Genomic DNA, 18,052 nt, shown 5'->3' with positions numbered 1-18,052 from the left:
CACCGTCGATGCCTCGCACGTGCAGGCCAAGCGGGGGCGAAGCCGCCCAAAAGTCGGCCCGAGCCCGGTTGACCGGGGACGGCCGGGCTCCAAGCACCAGGTGCTGACCGACGGCGGCGGCATTCCGCCGCGGGTGTCGCTGACCGGCGGCCACCGCAACGACATAACCCAGCTGTTGCCGCTGATCGACACCGTGCCGCCCGTCCGGGGCCGGCGCGGACGACCGCGGCGCAAACCCCGGACGTTGTATGCCGACCGGGGCTATGACCACGAGGCCTACCGCCGACGCCTGCGGCAGCGGAACATCATTCCCCAGGTCGCTCATCGCGGGCGGCCGCACGGCTCGGGGATGGGTCGTGTCCGGTGGGTTGCCGAAGCCGCCATCGCCCACCTCCACGGGCCACGCCGGCTGCGAGTCCGCTGGGAGGCACGCGATGACATGCACAACGCCTTCCTCCAACTTGCTCACTGCATGATCCTCGCCCGCAAGCTCCCAGCTTTCTGAAAGGACCCCTTAGTCCACACAGGTCTGCGCAAGCCGAGCGACTACCTTCACTGACGAAAGACAGCGCCATCGGCACACCTTCCCTTACCAACTGAGTGCCACCGGGCCGGAGATGATCGACAAAAGCACACACCTGCTACGGCCGACCGGCACCGGTAGAAGCCGTGCCCCCATGGGTAACTGCCAGGTCTGAGCCTGAGCGTTGCCTCCACCCAAGTCGGCTTGACCGCTGGTCAGGCGTACATTCGAGCATCCGTATCGAACAGCTCGCGTTCCCGCGGATGGAGCAGGTGTTGGGTGATGAAGGAGCGGCCTGCGACCTTCCACAAGCCGCGGCCCTTCGTCAGAGCGGACACCGCCTGCGTCTCGACACCGGTGAGCCCGAGGAGGGTGGCGGCGGAGTGGAGTTGGTCGGCTTCCTGGCGGTAGATGATGCGGGTGGAGCAGTCGGTGAGCAGTCCTTCTGCCAGGGCTCGGCCGCGTGAGCCGGCGTCGCCTGCGGCTAGGAGGTCGGAGAGGCGGTGGATGACCATCATGTTGGCGATGCCGAGGCCGCGGCTGAGCTTCCACTGGGACTGCATGCGCTCCAGCAGGGCGGCGTGCCGCATGACGCGCCAGGCTTCGTCGTAGATCACCCACCGCCGCCCGGCATCCGGGTCAGCCAGGGCGGATTCCATCCAGGCGGAGGCGCAGGTCATGGCCAGGACGAGGGCGGTGTCATCACCCGTGCCACCGAGGCGGGAGAGGTCGATGGACAGCATCGGCGCGGCCGCGTCGAAGGCGACCGTCGACGGGGCATCGAAGAGGCCCTCCAGGTCGCCGTGGACCATGCGACGCAGGGCGTGGGCGAGGTCCTCGGCCGCGTGTCCGAGACGTCCAGGCGTCTCGCCAGCTGCAGCGTCGAGCTGCTGGGGGTAGCCGAGGACATGGGCGACCTGGCCCAGCAGCGGCGTGGTGCCATTTGCTTCGGCGTGGGCCACTGTCTGGTCGAGGGCGACGTCGAGTGCGGTGTGCTCCATGGGATGCAGCTCGCGTCGCAGCACGGTTTTCGCGAGAGAACCGAGGAGGAGCAGGCGACGCTTGCGGACCTCGGTGCGCCAGTCCTCCGCGCTGGCCCCGCGGGGCCGGGACGGCGCGTCCAGGGGGTTGAGGCGTCCTGGGAGACCGGGGCCGAGGGCGATGGTCTGCCCGCCCAGTTCGCGGGCGACGACGGACCACTCGCCCTTGGGGTCGCACGGAACGTAGATCTTGTAACCGAAGGCGACGGCACGGACCGCGAGGGACTTGGCCAGGGCCGACTTGCCCATGCCGATGATCCCGGCCAGCAGGATGTTGGGGTTGGTGAACCCATCGAGCTTGCCGTAGAGGGCGAAGGGGTCATAGACGAAGGCGCCCTCGGCGTGCACGTCGTAGCCGACATAGATGCCCTGGGAGCCGAGCCCGCCCTCGGCGAGGAAGGGGTAGGCCCCGGAGGCAGTGGCGGTGGTCATCCGGTGAGGGGGCAGCTTGAGGTGGCCGCCGCGGGCGGAAGCTGGGCCGGGCCGCCCGGCCGGCGCGTAGGTGGCCCGTAGCTGTGGATCGACGCCGGGGCCGGTGGTTCGGGCCGGCGGCCGGGAGGCATGCCATGCCTGTTCGCGGGCGGATGTGAACTGCTCCCGCGCCGTACGGCGTGTGCGGCGGTCGGCCTTGCGGGGCGTGTAGAGCGGACTGGCAGTGGCGCGGGGCCGGGGAACGGGCATGCTCAGCGGTACTTCCTGTCGGTGAGCGGCAGATCAGTGGCGGGTGAGGCCGGTGACGGGGGCGTGGAGATCGGCCGGTGTGTGGTCGCGGCGCACTCGCGTGGCTGTGGCGAGATGGCGCCGACAGATGGTGAGGTCGGGCGCGCCTTCGGGGAGCCGAGCCCGGCGCGCCTCCCGGCTCGTGGCCAGGCCGTCTGGGCGGGGCGCGGCGTGGAAGGCGTTGTGGAGGTGATCGGCGGCCTGCCACAGCCGGATCCGGACCGCCCGCAGGTGGTCACCCTCGACTGGCGCGACCGGCCGGGTGCGGACGGTGTGGGAGTCCAGCAGTCCATAGAGGGCGGTGAGGTGGGCGTGCAGGGCGTCCAGCTCGGTGCGGCTGGCGGGTACCTGGGCGTCTGGGAGGTTGAGGGAGCGGTGGAAATCCAGGGCCGCAGTGGCGAACGGCACGAAGTCATCGGCCGGTTCGGGCAGCGGGTCGAACGGCATTAGGGGCCTTTGATCGGGTGGTTCAGGGACGATGGGCGAGGGGGAGGGCGGCGGTGGTGAAGGCTTCGGCCTGCTGCCAAGTCAGCCGTCGCAGGTCGGTCATGGCAGAGACGGCGGCGGTCTCGATGGCCGTGCAGGCGGAGTTCAGCTCCTCGTCCGTCTGAGCGGAGACGGTGAGCAGTCCGGTGAGGGCGACATCGGCGTGGCCGGCGATGAGCTGGCGTTCGCGGTCCTTGATGTCGGCGTACTCGACGCTGTTCTCTTCAGATTCGACTTGGCCCTTGCGGGCGCGCTCGGCGGCATCGGCGATGACGGATGCCTTCTTGCGCTGCACGTCCTTGAGGGCCGCGTCCAGGCCCTTGGGCTCGTAGCTGAGGGAGAGGGTGCGGCGTACGCCGGAGGTGAACAGCAGCTGGTGCAGGAAGCCGGGGCTGGTTTCGATGCGGGGCCAGTTCTCGATCCAGTACGTGGCGTGGTGCGCGGAGTCGGTGGTGATGCGGTCGCTCTTTTCCACCATCACCACCGGTCCGGCAGCCGCGGGATCCGCCTGCGGGGAGCCGGTGTCCGACCAGTGATCCAGCGCGGCTGAGGCGGCCGGGTCGTATGCGGTGCGGGTCACCGCCGCGACCTCCTCGGCTGCCAGCCACGGCTCCGGGGTGAGTCCTGCGGTTCGCGCGGCCTGGTCGAAGGTGGAGGTCAGCTGTGTCAGGACGGCGAAGGCGCCGGCCAAACCACCGCCGGCCTGGTTGATCAGGCGGCGGGCCGCCTTCATATCGAGCGCGAGCGCGACGTACGCCTCGTGCGGGGCGGCGGCCGGTCCGGCGGCCTCGATCAGGTCCCGGTATACGCCGTCGGCGGCCAGCGGGGCGTCGGCGTCGCCGTGTTCGGTCCAGTAGCGGTGGAGCGCGTCGCCGGAGTCGGGGACGGTGCGCTCCAGGACCTGGATGCGGGCGATGTGACCGGTGCGGGCGAGCGCGGCCAGGGTGCGGCCCCAGCCGGCCACGTTCGCCGACTGCGCTGCCGGATCCAGCAACGCGAAGGCGCGAGCCGACACCCGTACCACTGCGGTGAGCGTGGCCTGGTGCGGGTCGTGCACGGCACCCAGACGCCTGTTGGCGGAGGAGACCACCCGTAGCGAGGCGGCCGTGCCCGGCAGATGCAGCAGCCCTTCGCGGCGCGGCCGGGTGGCGGGCCGGGCCAGCCACAGCAGCTGCCCGCGCATACGGCGCAGGATGTACCGCAGGGCGATGGGGGTCCAGTCGGCCAGCGACCGGCCCCGGTGTCGGACGAAGACCGCCGCCAGCAGCACGGCCCAAGCCGGTATGAGTTTCAAGGCGCCGACGAGACCGGAGGCCAGCAGCACGGCGAGGAGCAGCAGGCCGGTCGCCGCGACGCCGGTCAGCTGCGGGGCCGTCAGCCCCATCAGGACGCCGCGACGGGTGCGGTGGGGGAACTTCACTGTGGCCGGGCCACCTGGGGTGGAAAAGTCGGAGGTCATGGCGAGCAGTCCTAGAACATGAACGAAGGAAAGAGGGGAGGGCCCGGGGCGGGCACGATGCGGGTCGGCGCCCGCCCCGGGGAAGCCGGGTCAGGTGCCCGGCTTGTGTGGTGGGCTGGGGCCGACCCACCGCTGCGGTGTCGCGCCGCCCTGGGGAGCGGGCCCGGCCGCCGGAGGCGAGCTGCTGGGCCGACGGGAGTAACCCTGCGCAGCGGCGCCGGACCCACCGCCCGCGGCGCCTTCGGGTGTCGGAGCGGAGGAGACGGGCGCCGCATTCGTGCCCCCTGCGGACTCCTGGCCCGGGCGGCGGATGAGGGGCTGGCCGCGGTCGCCGCCGGTCGGGGGACGACGGACGAGGGCGCGGCCCTTGTCACCGGCCGCGTGGGGGTTCTCGCCGTACCGGAAGCGAGTCTGCTTCGGTTTCCCACCGCTGGAGCCACCGGTGGGGTCGATGCCCGAGACCACGCCGCCCGCGCCCTGCCCAGGCGCCTTCGCCGGGCCCTGCGGTGCGATGCCAGCGGTCTTGGCCTGCAGCGCCAGCTGCCCCGCGGTCCTCGCTGCACCGGCAGCCGTGCCCATGCCGGCGACGCCGGTGCGGTGCAGGTCATCGTGGCCGCCGCCGTCGGAGGCCCAGTGCACGAACTTGTACGTCGCGTACGGGCACAGCAGCACCAGGACCATCACCACGATGCCGGCCATCGCATCCGAGAGCGCACCGAGCCCGCCATGGGCGTCGGACTTGCCCATGGCAGAGACGCCGAGCAGGAACACGATCGTCATCAGCAGTTTGGAGACGACCAGCGTGGCGGTGGCCTCGATCCAGCCCCGGCGCCAGCGCTTGGCCACCTCCCAGCCCCCGCCGGCACCCGCGAACACCGCCAGGGTGACCAGGACCAGGATGCCGACCTTGCGCGCAACCATCACCGCCCAGTAGAGGAACGCCCCCACCGCGCAGCCCAGCGCGACGATGGCGGGCACGCCCCAGCCCAGGCCGTACATCGCCCCCAGCTCGTTCACCTTGACCACGCGGCGGATCGCATCGTCGATGGAGCTGTTGGCGGCCTTGAAGAGGCCCGCGCTCAGGGCGTCGGTGACGGTGAGGGCGACGGTGGTGCAGGCGATCGAGGCGAAGGCGAAGAAGATACCGGTCATCGTCCCGAACGCCGCCTGGGCGAGGGCGCGTTCGTCCCGGCGCCAGGCGGCACGGGTGAGCTGGAGGCAGAAAGTGCCGACGGTGAGCACCAAGCCGATCGGCAGGATCAGCTCGTAGTTGTGGCGGAACCACTCGGCGTTCAGATCGACGGCGGTGGTCTTGTCCACGGCCCGGGAGGCCAGGTCGGTGGCGGACTGGGCGACCTCCCCCATCGACTTGGCGATCCAGGCCCCGATACCGCTGGTGACGGCCTCACCGGTCTTACCGACCACACCGCCGACAGCCCCACACACGTGATTCATCAGGGGAAGGTCACAGGCACCCACCGGCCACCTCCTTCAGCAGATCAGCGGTGGTCATGGGGCGACCTCCGGCAGTACGCCGGACAGGGCGCAGTCGTGGTGGGGCCGACACTGGACCGCGAGTGTGACCTGGCGGGGTTCCGCACCGGAGCCGCCGTGCTTCCAGGCGATGGACTGCTTGCCGGTGACGGTGACGGCGTAGACGTACGCCTGCGTGATCGCGCCCGGGTCCTGGGCCATGGCGGTCTTGAACGCCTCCGGCAGATGGCCCTCCTCGATCGAGGCAGAGGCGTGCTGGGCGTTGTCATGCATCCGCGTCCACAGCGCCTTTCCTGGCACTTGCCCGCTCACCGACTTCCAGTCGCGGTACCGCTTCTCATCCGTCATCCATTCCTTGAGCCCGGACAGATGCTCGGCGCGGGAGACGTGCCGGGTGTCGTACGACCACAGCGCCTTCGTCGCCGCCTTCGCGAAGACGATGGGGTCGTCGGTGTGCGGCGGCTTCGCCACAGTGCCCCGGGCACCGGGATCCGGCGTCTCATGCGGTGCCGGGGGAGTGGAGTGTGAGTCGGAGGTGGGTGGTGGTTTCGGGGCCTCGGTGCGGGTGAGGTAGCCGACCAGGCCGGCGACGCCCGCCAGTACCGCCAGGATGACGCCGACCATCACCGCACGCCGCGCCACCGCGGAGGAGTTCGCTGGCCGCTCGCAGTCGGTGGGGAATTGCTGCTTCGGCATCAGTGGACCTGCGTCCCCATCGCCGAGAAAAAGGCAACAATGCCGTTGGCCGCACCGAGCAACAGAGCGCATCCGGCCGCCACCGTGACGCCCTTCTTGCCGTTCTGCTCGGCCTGATGGCCACCGGAGTGGTGGCCCCAGGCCCAGATCAGCGCCGAGATCGCCAGAGCGCCGACGACAGCGATGATGCCGAAAAGGTTGATCGAGCCCATGACGTTCTTCAACACGCCGAGGCCCGGCAGGCCACCCTCCTTCGGGTGCACACCTGGGTCGTAGGCCAGGTACTGAAAGTGCTGGGTGAGCTTCAAGAGAACTCCTGTGAACCCGGGCATGCGAACAGCCCGGAAGCGGTGGAAAGGGAAAGAGGAAGAGAGATGTGGTTCAGGCGACGCGGCGGGCTGCGAGGAGGGAGGGACGCCATTCCGCGAGCCGGGAGATCTTCACGACATCGCCGGTGTGCGGGGCCTGCAGGATCAGGCCGTGCCCGATGTACATCCCGACGTGCTCCGGCCGGGCGGCCGAGCCCTCTGTGAAGAGCAGGTCCCCGGTCTTCAACCGGTCCTGGCTGACCGCCTTACCCTCCTTGACCTGTGTATACGTTGTCCGGGAGAGCGTGATGCCGCCGGCCTTGTAAGACGCCTGCATGAGGCTGGAGCAGTCGCACCGGCCCATCAGGTCCTTGCCGTGCGCGTGCGCGCACGACCCGCCCCACTGGTACGGCGTCCCCAGCTGCCCCAGGCCCCACCGGATCGCACGGCGAATCGGCTTCGAGGCGTCGGCCGGGATCGTGTAGCCCTTCGGCATGGCCCCCTTTGGGATAGGGCCGAACGACGAACCGTCCTCGCTCCCGCATTGCCCGATGCCGGGGGCGAGGGAGTTGTTGCCCTTCGCGGTTTCTGTGCCAGGGGCGTCGTGGTGGAGGGAGTGGGCCAGTGCCTTCTGCAGTGCGGTGGCCAGTGGCTCCCACTTCGCGTACGCGTCGGGCTGGGCGCTGGCCTGCACGGACTGCGCGGCTTGCGCAATGGTCATCGATTGCCAGCCCGAGACCTTCTTCAGGTGCTCGTAAAACGTCCTCGACGCGTGCACCGGATCCCGCACCTGCGCCGGCGTCCCCCAGCCCTGGCTCGGGCGCTGCTGGAACATGCCGAGCGAGTCCCGGTCACCGTAATTAAGGTTCCGCAGGCCCGACTCCTGCAGGGCCGTGGCCAGTGCGACCACCTGCCCCCGGGCCGGCACCTTCAGCGCGACGCCGGTGGCCTGGATCTTCTGCGCATTCGGAATCTGCTCCTTGGGCGCCCCGAGCCCGGTGACGTGGACCGAACCGGCCTTGCTGCTCTTCAGGAGCGAACGGACCTGTTTCGCGACCGTCGCCGCATCAACGCCGTCGCCCACGCCGTCTTTTACAGGCAGCCTCGGCGCTGTGCGCACCGGCCACGGCCATCACCAGCGGGGCGATCAGCAGCATCGGCGCGGCCACCACCGCGCCGATGACCAGCACGGTCTTGTTCACGAGCATGGACCAGGATGAGCGGCGGTTCGTATGCCGGGCGTTGACGCCGGGCATTTCAGGGGAGGCCGCATCGGCAACTCCTTATGTATGTGTAAGTGGTGAGCGCGGGCGCTCTCGTCGAAGAGGTCACCCGCACCACACCGGTCGAGAATGAGAACCAGAAAAGGCGTGGCCGAACCGTGGCCGGGTCCTGTTCTCACCCGGCCACCGGGCCGCTCGGCAAGGTGCGGCAGCAAGCCGCGCTGGTAATCTCAGACGCCACATACGGCAATTCCATTCATTCCGCCCGGGGACATCTACGAAGTGCCGACTGCGGCCGGATTGGGCGAGGCAACACGCACCAGCACAGTTCAAGCAGACGGATAGGTGCTCCGTCCGATGAACACGCCGAGACTGTAGAGGTGGATTCCGGCCGTACCAAACGACCCAACCGAAGTTCTCCCAGCTGCGTCTTCCTGGCTTGGTGCGGCCGTAATTGCTGGACTACTCTCCAGCGATCGTTCGCCCTATCCCGTCGAACTCGCTGGGATGGGCGCCTTCCCGGCGCGCGTACCCCTTCGTGGAAAGGGGAACGTGTGCGCCGTGTCCTGAGAGAGAGCTAGCTGGAATGCCCTACACCCTGCACTGCGGCGACGCGCTGACCAAGCTGTCGGAACTCCCCGACAACAGCGTCGACGCGCTGATTACCGACCCGCCCTACAACTCCGGCGGCCGTACCAGCAGCGAGCGCACCGGGCGCACCGCGCGGGCGAAGTACACCGCTGCGGACGCCGAGCACAACCTCGCCAACTTCCCCGGAGAGAATCGCGACCAGCGCAGCTACGGGTACTGGCTCACCCTGCTGCTGACCGAGTCCTACCGTGCCACCGTCGAGTCCGGCACCGCCCTGGTCTTCACCGACTGGCGCCAGCTGCCCACCACCACTGACGCACTCCAGGCCGCAGGATGGACCTGGCGCGGGATCGCCTCTTGGCACAAGCCGGTCTCCCGCCCCCAGAAGGGCCGCCTGAAGCAGTCCTGCGAGTACATCGTCTGGGGCACCAAGGGCCCGGTCGACCCCCACCGCAACCCCGTCTACCTCCCCGGCCTCTACACCGCCAGTCAGCCCCGCAAGGACCGCGTGCACATCACCCAGAAGCCCACCGAGGTGATGCAGGAACTGGTGAAGATCTGCCCCCAGGGCGGCACCGTCCTCGACCCCTTCGCCGGCTCCGGTTCCACCGGCGTCGCCGCCCTGCGTGAAGGGCGACAGTTCATCGGCATCGAACTCTCCGACCACTACGCCAACATCGCCGAACAGCGCCTGGAGCGTGCCCTCGCCCAGGACGACTACGACCTCGCCGGCCCCGAAGCATGAACGCGAGACCCGGCACAGAGCCACGTACGCAGAAAAAGGGCGGTGCCCTCCCAAAGGGAGGCACCGCCCTTGAACGTTGCGCAGCTCAGGCCGCCGCGACGCTGCGCTGCAGCAGATTGGCGGCCCGGTGCAGGTCGTCAAAGGAGCCCAGGCGCAGCTCGACCCCGTCCCGGACGCCCACGCAGCCCGTCCCGCGAAGATCGCGGGTGAAACCGTCCTCCAGCTCGACCGTGTCCGGGTCCAGCAGCAGGTTCACCACCAGCTGATGCTTACGCGGCTGGACGCGCACCGTAGCCAGGTTCTTGATCCGCCGACAGGCGACGTAGTGCAACTGCGTCTCCTTGCGCACGCCCTCGCAGTCCAGAAGGGCCGCGTCCAGCCGCTCATACAGATCCCGGAGCGACTGCGGCGCCTCGTCGAGGTACTGCTGCACCGACTTCACTCCCACGGCCCGCCCGTTCCCCGATGTGTGCGCTGGCGACGGCATCCTGCTGCGCTGGGCGGCGGCACGGCCGGCAACGGAGGCGACCATCTGCAGCGTGAGCAGGTCGTCGAAGACCCGGTAGGTCAGCAGGTCGATCCGGTGACCGATCATCTGCACGGCGACCTTGTCGTGGTGCGAGAACGCTCCCGCTATGCACATCAGGCGCGGGTTGCTCCAGTCCACTGACCCCGCCGTCTCGGCGCCCAGCTTCTCCTTGACCAGGTTCTCGAACTCGTGCGTATGGCCCTGCAGCCAGTACAGATACGACAGCGCCTGGTTGATCACATTCTGGTCCCGCGAGCGCTTGTACTCCACGATCACCGGATTGCAGTTCTCATCCAGCCCAAGCGAGTCGATCCGGCCTCGGTGTTGACCGGTCGGGTACTCGGTCGCCAGGAAGCGGATGCCCAGCAGCGCCTTCATATTCGCCTCGACCAGCGACTGCAGCTCCCGCTCCACCGCAACCGACGCACCCGGTATCTCCGTGGCCCGGCCGCCTCTGACTCGGAAGGCCTTCAGGTCCTTCATGCTCCTCCCCACTCCTGCACCATCACTGAGCGGCAGTAATGCAGGTCACCGTTCAGTTATTCCGTAACGGAGCGAGAGGTTCACTCCGGGACGCTCAGTGGCCTAAGAGTGCGGCTCACATGCGCTCGCGTAGAGAGAACACTTCCCCTTCAGTCTGCCAAGGAGAGCCCCGATTCGCCGCCACTCGCGCGGAGAGAACCGCTTCGCTGCCACCGCTGACTTCCGTGCTTCCGGATCGTCTGCTCGCGAGAAGAGGGTCGCGCGCTCCACAGGACCAACAGCGGGCCCCGCAGCTCATCCCTGCCCGCGTGAAGAGGTTGAAAGGGGCATGGTTGGGCACGACTCACCTCCGCTCAGGCGGAGACTACGTAACTACGTGGTCGACTCGGGTCGTCGATACCGCTCACCTCCGCTTGCGCAGCACGTCCACGGTGAAGACCGCCTGTACGAGCTGCAGCTCACCTCCGCTCGCGTGGAGAGGACCGTACCGCCAATGTACGGACAGCGCCGTCCGTCGGCTCACCTTCGCTCGCGCGGAGAAGGCCCGTAAGCCGTCAGGACGCAGTCGGCTTCACGCGGAGAGACCAGACGATCGGTTGGAACACCTTCGACTACGGCTGATCTTCGTCGTCGAGCGGAACTGTGGTGCGGGCCGGTCATCGTGCGACCTCGACTCAGCTCTGCCTCGCGAAGTGGAGCTTCTGGCTGGGTATCAGCTCGTCCATCTCCGCGGGCTTGCCTCCGCCTGCGCAGAGAGGAGTAGACGTGCAGGCCACGAAGACGGGCGGCGAACGGCTCAACTCCGCTCATGCGGAGGGCAGCTGGTCAGCCCCTGGCGACACCGTCATCGCCGGTTCGCTCCGCTCGCGTGGAGAGGAACTGGAGTCGGGCCCCGACCAGGCGGAACGCTTCGGCTCACCTCCGCTCGTACGGAGAGGACAGCACCACCGAAAGAGTCCAACTGGGACTGGTCGGCTCACCTCCGCTCACGCGGACAAGGCCGGGGCGAGCGCGGCGACTCGCGATGGCCGGCCGGCTCACCTCCACTCGCGTGGAGAAGACCGATACGTCTACGACTACCGGCCCGGCGACGACGGCTCACCTCCGCTCGCGCGCGGAGGACATCTGCGCCATGCCGGGGCGGCACACGCTGGTCGGCTCACCTCCGCTCGCGCGGAGAGGACAGGAGGAGGACCTGGCGGCCGTCGCGTACGGCCGGCTCACCTCCGCTCGCGCGGAGAGGACATCAAGGCGATCGTCCAGGACGTCCCGGAACCCGGCTCCTCTCCGCTCGCGTGGAGAGGACGCGGTGGCATATCGGGGCCATGCGCGGCCCAACGGCTCACCAACGCTCGCGCGGAGAGGACACAGTCGTGGAGGGCACCGGCAAGGACGACGACGGCTCACCTCCGCTCGCGCGGAGAGGACCAAAGCCCGTCCTGACCCACCGTCGGGGCGGGCGGCTCACCTCCGCTCGCGCGGAGAGGACTCCCGGTCCACGGTGGTGTCCCACACGTACCACGGCTCACCTCCGCTCGCGCGGAGAGGACCCTGCGCGTGAAGTGCCTCATGCCCCCACCGCTGGCTCATCTCCGCTCGCGCGGAGAGGACACTCGCGGGCATCGAGGAGGCGGACGGCGTACTGGCTCACCTCCGCTCGCGCGGAGAGGACCCCTCAGCCCAATGGCTCTCCGGCCCCGGGCGCGGCTCACCTCCGCTCGCGCGGAGAGGACTGCAGTTTGGTGACCGGCCCCGGCAGGTGCAGCGGCTCCCCTCCGCTCGCGCGGAGAGGACACGTCCGCGGACTCCGGGCTGCCGGACACGGCCGGCTCACCTCCGCTCGCGCGGAGAGGACAACCATGCCGCGAATCCGTGCCCGGCAGCGAACGGCTCACCTCCGCTCGCGCGGAGAGGACGCGGCACGTACGGCCGCTCGCGCACGTCTCGACGGCTCACCTACGCTCGCGCGGAGAGCACCGCCTGCACGGCCCGCGGGACGTGCCGCTGGACGGCTCACCTCCGCTCGCGCGGAGAGCACGTCGCCTCGGCCGCTCCGTCCAGGTCGCCGGTCGGCTCACCTTCGCTCGCGCGGAGAGCACGGCCACCAGACGGCCACCGACGCTACCGCCGTCGGCCCACCCCCGCTCGCGCGGAGAGCACATGGGCGACACCGGCGCCCTGCTCGACTCCCGCGGCTCATCTCCGCTCGCGCGGAGAGCACAGCGTGGGCGCCTCTGCCCCCGACCGGTTCGCCGGCTCACCTCCGCTCGCGCGGAGAGCACGCGCCCTCTGGCGCAGCGACCCCACCAGGGGACGGCTCACCCCCGCTCGCGCGGAGAGCACGGTCAGAGTGCGTACGCCTCGGCCTCGATCTGCGGCTCACCTCCGCTCGCGCGGAGAGCACAACGCGACGGCCGGCACGTCTCACACGCACCGCGGCTCACCTCCGCTCGCGCGGAGAGCACGAGGGCACGCACGCCTGGGACGACCGCGGCGACGGCTCACCTCCGCTCGCGCGGAGAGCACGCGACCTTGATCGCGTCGCCCCAGCCAGGGACCGGCTCACCTCCGCTTGCGCGGAGAGGACACGCCGTGCAACAACCTCCTGTGCCGGAACCACGGCTTACCTCCGCTCGCGCGGACAGGACCCACGGTGCCCACCGATGAGGAACTGCGCGATCGGCTCACCTCCGCTCGCGCGGAGAGGGCACGTCCCCGTCCGACTCGAAGATGGTGATCTTCGGCTCACCTCCGCTCGCGCCGAGAGGGCCGTCTGCCGGGGGAGTGGGTCGGCCGCTACACCGGCTCACCTCCGCGCGAGCGGAGAGGACTCCAGAAGACGCTCGGGTGCGGCGACCAGGCCCGGCTCACCTTCGCTCGCGCGGAGAGGACCTTCCCGACCTGCGGTTCTAACTGGGCTTTGCCGTTTCTTTAATGCGTGCATCGGGGTGCGAGAGGCCGTGGTCGTTCTCCAGCATCAGCACAGGTATGGAGCGCAGTCTACGTCCCGGGGCTCATCGGGGAGGGGCTTCGTTTGCGCAGGTGGGACGGCGTTGTCAGTGGGGACTGTTATCCATGGCGCATGATGCGACGCGAAGACGTGCTGCCGGGAGAAGTCCCTCTCGATGCTCGTTTCTGGGGTAAGGAGCGGGGGCTCCCCCGGCCGTATCCGGTGATCTGTCATCTGCTGGACACCGCAGCGGTGTTCGGCGCCCTGTGGGACGCGTTGATCGGTGACCGGGTGCGGGACCGCCTGGCTCAGGCTCTCGGGTTAACAGTGGGCGAGGCGCGGGCCGTGCTGTCGTTCTGGGCCGGGCTCCACGATCTGGGGAAGATCACGCCGCCGTTCCAGGCTCAGGTGCCAGAGGCGTTCGCCGCCGTAAAGAGCGACCCGGCCTACGAGTTCGCTCGCGGCGCGGAACGCGAGCGGGCGTTCCGGCATGAGATGGCCACGCATTGGGCGCTGGCGCACCTGCTTGGGGAGGCTGAATACCCCGGGGGCAGCTCGATGCGGCAAGCGGTGAGCCATCAGGTTGCCCAGCTGCTCAGCGGGCATCACGGCTGTTACGGATCGGTCTTGAAGGCCAAGGAGCTGGCCCGCGCCAGCGAATACCGGTCTGGCCTGGGGGAGGAGGGCTGGGCTGCCCAGCGGCGAATTCACTTCGCGGAATTGCGGCGAATCACTGGCGCCGATGCGGTGCCCCGGCGGGGGCTGCCGGCGGAACTGGCCGTCATCGTCACCGGGATGGTGGTCGTCGCGGACTGGCTGGCCAGCCAGACCCGCGCGATCACGCCACTGCTGCCCCCGCCCGGATGGCAGGGCAGCCCCGAGGAGCTGGATGCCCACTGGGATCGTGCGCGGACCGCGGCCCCGGGGCTGGTGTCGGAAGCACGTCTGGGCCGGGCCCGGTTCGATACGGGGCGGTTCGAGGGGATGTTCCCCTTCTCGCCTAATCCTCTCCAGGCCGACCTCACTGCCCGTCTCCCGTCGCTGGTGGGAGAGAACGGATCTGGGTTGCTGCTGGTCACTGCGCCGACAGGGGACGGCAAGACCGAGGCGGCCCTGTATGCGGCCTCGGTGCTGGGGCGGGCGTCCGGGGCGCGCGGGCTGTACTTCGCATTGCCGACCATGGCCACCGCGGACGCGATGTACCCCCGGGTGCGGAAGTTCGCGGAGGGGGCGATGGGCGGGGAGCGGGCACTGACCCTGCTGCACTCCATGGCCTGGCTCAGCCCGGCTTACAACGGAGATGAAGCCGAGACCGATGCACCGCCACAGGCTGGCGAGGTAAGTACCGACTCGGCCACCGCAGTTGAGGCGGACGCCTGGTTGCGGACCGCCAAGCGAGGGCTGCTCGCCCCGCTCGCGACCGGCACGATCGACCAAGCGCTCGGTGCCATCCTGCCGCTCACCTACAACGCGCTGCGTCTGTTCGGCCTGTCCGACAAGGTCTTCGTGGTCGATGAAGCTCACGCCTACGGACCGTGGATGCACCAACTGCTGTGCCGCCTTCTGGAGTGGCTCGGCGCGTTTGGCGCCCCGGTGGTTTTGCTGTCGGCGACCCTGACCGGCCGCACGGCCGGCTCGCTGGTGGACGCCTACCGCCGCGGCGCCGGCTTCCCCGAGCCCTCGGCGCTTGCCCCCACCTATCCGGGCTGGCTCTTCACCGACGCCCGAACCGGTGTGGTCGCCGCGCCCCGGACGACTCCCAGCCAGCGGGCCCGCACCCTTGATGTGGAAGTGCGCCGCGTCCTGTGGGACACCGCCGCCGGTGCTCACACGCCCCCGCGCGCCGGGGGACGGCGGGAAGCCGTGCGGGAAGCGCTCCGGCCCGTCACCGAGCAAGGTGGTACCGCCCTGGTGTGCTGCACCACCGTCGCCGAAGCCCAGCAAACCTTCCGCGACCTGCGCCGGGCCTTCCCCGACCTGGCTGCCCGCCCGGGCGGACTGCGCCTGTTGCACTCCCGCTATCCCGCCATTACTCGTCAGAGCATCACCGCCGAGTGCGAGGCGGCGTACGGCAAGCCGCGCAGCGCGGACGAGGTCGCCCTGCCCCGCCCGGCATCCATCCTGGTGGCCACCCAGGTCGTAGAGCAGTCCCTCGACCTGGACTTCGACCTGATCGTCAGCGATCTCGCGCCGCTGGCCCAGCTCCTCCAGCGCGCCGGGCGTGGCCGCCGCCACCAGCGCGGCAAGACCGGCCGCCCCGCTTGGGCCCAGCCCGAAGAGGTGCCGCGCCTGGTGATCCTGGAACCGGTCGGCGAATCGGGCACCACTGCGGTGCCGCGTACCTGGGGGGCGGTATACGACGAGGGACTCCTCCATCGCACCGCGCAGCTTCTGGATACGTGCCAGGCATCCGGCATTGCGGTGCCCGGTGATGTCCAGCGCCTCATTGACGAGGTGTACGCCGAGGACTTCGTCGACCGCCTGGAGAGCGCCGCAAAGAGCGAACTGCAGCGCATGGACGCCGAACGCCAGGCTGAGGAAGAAGCGCAGACGCACATGGCCGAGGTGGTGAGCATCTGCGCTCCGGCAGATGTGGCCGGGGATCTTCACCGGCTCAGCCGCCGGGAAGCCGGCGTCACCGAGGAGTTGCTGACCACCCGCCTGGGTGCCGACACCGGACGCGTGTTGTGCCTGTATCAGCAGCCCAGTGGCGCTTTGACCCTGGATGAGTCTGGACTGCTGGCCCTCCCCACCGGGGGCCGGAGTGGTCTATCACGGCAAGAGGTGGCCCAAGTTATGGCGCATGTCGCCCCGGTCCCCGGCAAGTGGCTGCGCGGCGGAGGGGAGGGACACCCCACTCCGGCTGCCTGGGATAGACAGCCTGCCCTCCGCGATCTCGTAGTGCTGAAGATGCTCCCTGCCGGTAGCGGTGAGACGGACGGATCTTGGGTGTGTCCTTTCGGAGAGAAAACGATCAAGAACTCAAGCGTGGGCATCGAGCTGCTGCCCTGACTCAATTTCTTCTGCATCGCCTACAGCGTGGAGACTTCTGCGCTACGTTGACTAGGCCCTCCCGGAGGCGCACAAGTTCTCAAGTCGGCGCTACCGGAAGGGCGTTCGCCCGCGCAAGCGGGCACGGGGGACCGTTGCGCGCTGCGCATCCAGCGGGGAGACGGCTCACCTCCACGCGCGTGGAGATCCCGCCCCATTGTGGCCCACCAACAGGAGACCCATGATGGCCAACGCCTATAACCTGTTCGACGAACGATGGATTCCAGTCCGCTGGGCCACCGACGCAACCCTCCGCGTTTCGGCGGACCTTCCCGACCGTGTCGGGCTGCGGGAGTTGCTGCTGCGCAGCTCCGACATCGCCGCCTTGGCCATTGCCGAACCTCCCGCTCACGCCGCGCTGTTGAGGATCTTGTATGCACTCACGGCGCGCGTCACCGATCTGGATGAGGCGGGCCCCGGCGACTGGGGAGACCGGCGACTGGTGATCTGGGAGGCTGGCGAACTCCCGGAGGAGGGAATCCAGAGCTACATCGACAAGCACCATGGTCGGTTCCATTTGTTCGATCCTGTGGGGGGCCGCCCCTGGATGCAGGATGCGCGCCTGGCTGAGCAGTGCGACGCCGGCAATACCGCCGGGGTCAACAAGCTGATCGTCACCCGGCCCTCGGGCAACAATCACTCCTGGTTCCGGCACGGCAGCGACGCCTCCCCGGATCTGCCGAGCGCGGCGGAGGCGGTCCTGAATCTGCTGGTGTGGCACTACTACGGCCCCTCCGGCCGCTGCTCGGCCCGCGAGGTGAATGGCGTGAAGAACGCCAGCACGACTGCCGGGCCGCTACGTACGGCTTTGTCCTACCACCCCGAGGGGGAGACGCTTTTCGAGACGCTGTTGGCGGGCCTGGTCCCGCCGGCGAGCACCGTCCGACGCTCGCACGATTTGTGCCCCTGGGAATGGGAGGACCTGCCGGATCCGGACGCGGCACCTCCCGTGCCTACCGGGCCCCTGTCGCGGCTGACTGCCTGCTCCCAGCACGCCCTCCTCCTCGTCCCCGACGACGGCAACGAACGGCTGGTGCGGGATGCCTACATCACCTGGGCCTACCGCAAGGGCCGCATCCCCAGGGACGACGACTTTTTGATCTGGCAGATCAGCCAGCAGGGCAACCGCTATCCGCGCCCGGCCGACTCCCGGCGCGCCCTGTGGCGGGATCTGGACGCGCTGTTGCTGAAGGAGCCCGGCGGCACATCCCGGCCCGAACCCCCGAAGGTCTTCCAGTACGCGGCCGAGGTCTCGGAGGACCTGCGGGTGCGGGCGCTGGGTTTTGAACAAGAGGGGCAGGCCAAGGACACCCAGTTCGTCGACGCCCAAACGCCCCCGATACTGGGCTTCGTTGAGGACAAGGCGCCGCGGACCGCGGAGCCGGTGGCGCGGCTGCGGCAGCTGGGCGAGATGTACGGGCGCCGCCTGGACCGCGCGGTCAAGCGCGCTTGGGCGGGATACGTCCGCGACGCGAAGGCGGACCCGGGCACCTGGGCGGCCGAGGCCGCCGCCCGCTACTGGCCCCGGGCTGAGACCGCCTTTTGGGAGCACTTCCACCGCCTGGACCGCACCGGTGCCAGCCGGGATGCGGGCTTCGACCGTGCGGCGGCCCGCACGGCGTTTCTGCGGCTGGCCACTGAGGCGTATGAGGACGTGACCGCCTCCATTGCCCACACGCAGCGCGGCGCCAAGGCGGTCTCCGACGCTCGCATCGAGCTCTACGGCGGCGTGCGCAAGAAGAAGTAAAGGACCG

At 69.4% G+C, this 18,052-nt stretch carries 11 protein-coding genes and 1 pseudogene; 4 read left to right on the top strand and 8 right to left on the bottom strand.

The genetic code is table 11. The features are described from left to right. On the top strand, window positions 1–505 hold a 505-nt coding region (locus tag IF04_RS0135055), incomplete at its 5' end, for an IS5 family transposase (RefSeq protein WP_037961852.1). A 233-nt stretch (window positions 506–738) separates the two neighbouring features. Here the strand turns inward: IF04_RS0135055 and IF04_RS0135050 are convergent. From IF04_RS0135050 to IF04_RS36315, 7 genes and pseudogenes are all read right to left on the bottom strand, one after another. Beyond that, window positions 739–2,244: a P-loop NTPase family protein gene (locus IF04_RS0135050; RefSeq protein ID WP_030267621.1), complete on the bottom strand. Its 1,506-nt coding sequence runs from the start codon at window positions 2,242–2,244 to the stop codon at window positions 739–741. A gap of 33 nt (window positions 2,245–2,277) precedes the next feature. Then, window positions 2,278–2,730 (bottom strand): DUF6238 family protein, encoded by a 453-nt coding sequence (locus IF04_RS0135045; protein ID WP_030267617.1) that lies wholly within the window; start codon window positions 2,728–2,730, stop codon window positions 2,278–2,280. Window positions 2,731–2,752: 22 nt separating this feature from the next. Further along, entirely contained in the window at window positions 2,753–4,228 is a 1,476-nt protein-coding gene (locus IF04_RS0135040; RefSeq protein WP_030267616.1) for an SCO6880 family protein, read from the bottom strand. Window positions 4,229–4,318: 90 nt separating this feature from the next. After that, a complete protein-coding gene (locus IF04_RS0135035) occupies window positions 4,319–5,707 on the bottom strand; it encodes an SCO6881 family protein (protein ID WP_037961842.1) in 1,389 nt (462 codons plus the stop codon). 30 nt (window positions 5,708–5,737) lie between these two features. Continuing rightward, window positions 5,738–6,418: a hypothetical protein gene (locus IF04_RS0135030; protein ID WP_030267613.1), complete on the bottom strand. Its 681-nt coding sequence runs from the start codon at window positions 6,416–6,418 to the stop codon at window positions 5,738–5,740. After that, entirely contained in the window at window positions 6,418–6,750 is a 333-nt protein-coding gene (locus IF04_RS0135025; RefSeq protein ID WP_051831843.1) for a DUF6112 family protein, read from the bottom strand. Before IF04_RS0135025 ends, IF04_RS0135030 begins: the two co-directional genes overlap by 1 nt. A gap of 49 nt (window positions 6,751–6,799) precedes the next feature. Further along, a pseudogene (locus tag IF04_RS36315) lies at window positions 6,800–7,934 on the bottom strand (C40 family peptidase). 601 nt (window positions 7,935–8,535) lie between these two features. Here IF04_RS36315 and IF04_RS0135015 point away from each other — a divergent pair. Further along, entirely contained in the window at window positions 8,536–9,285 is a 750-nt protein-coding gene (locus IF04_RS0135015; protein ID WP_030267609.1) for a DNA-methyltransferase, read from the top strand. 85 nt (window positions 9,286–9,370) lie between these two features. On the opposite strand, the gene IF04_RS0135010 is transcribed toward IF04_RS0135015, so the two are convergent. After that, window positions 9,371–10,297, bottom strand: coding sequence for a PDDEXK family nuclease (locus tag IF04_RS0135010; RefSeq protein ID WP_030267605.1), 927 nt, complete (start codon window positions 10,295–10,297; stop codon window positions 9,371–9,373). 3,082 nt (window positions 10,298–13,379) lie between these two features. Here IF04_RS0135010 and IF04_RS0135005 point away from each other — a divergent pair. Beyond that, window positions 13,380–16,259, top strand: coding sequence for a CRISPR-associated endonuclease Cas3'' (locus IF04_RS0135005; RefSeq protein WP_030267603.1), 2,880 nt, complete (start codon window positions 13,380–13,382; stop codon window positions 16,257–16,259). Window positions 16,260–16,479: 220 nt separating this feature from the next. Further along, window positions 16,480–18,045: a type I-E CRISPR-associated protein Cse1/CasA gene (casA, locus tag IF04_RS0135000; protein ID WP_030267601.1), complete on the top strand. Its 1,566-nt coding sequence runs from the start codon at window positions 16,480–16,482 to the stop codon at window positions 18,043–18,045. The last annotated feature ends 7 nt before the right edge of the window (window positions 18,046–18,052 follow it).

The organism is Streptomyces violens (assembly GCF_000717745.1).
Classification (GTDB): Bacteria; Actinomycetota; Actinomycetes; order Streptomycetales; family Streptomycetaceae; genus Streptomyces; species Streptomyces violens.
This window is presented reverse-complemented; position numbering and strand designations above follow the sequence as displayed.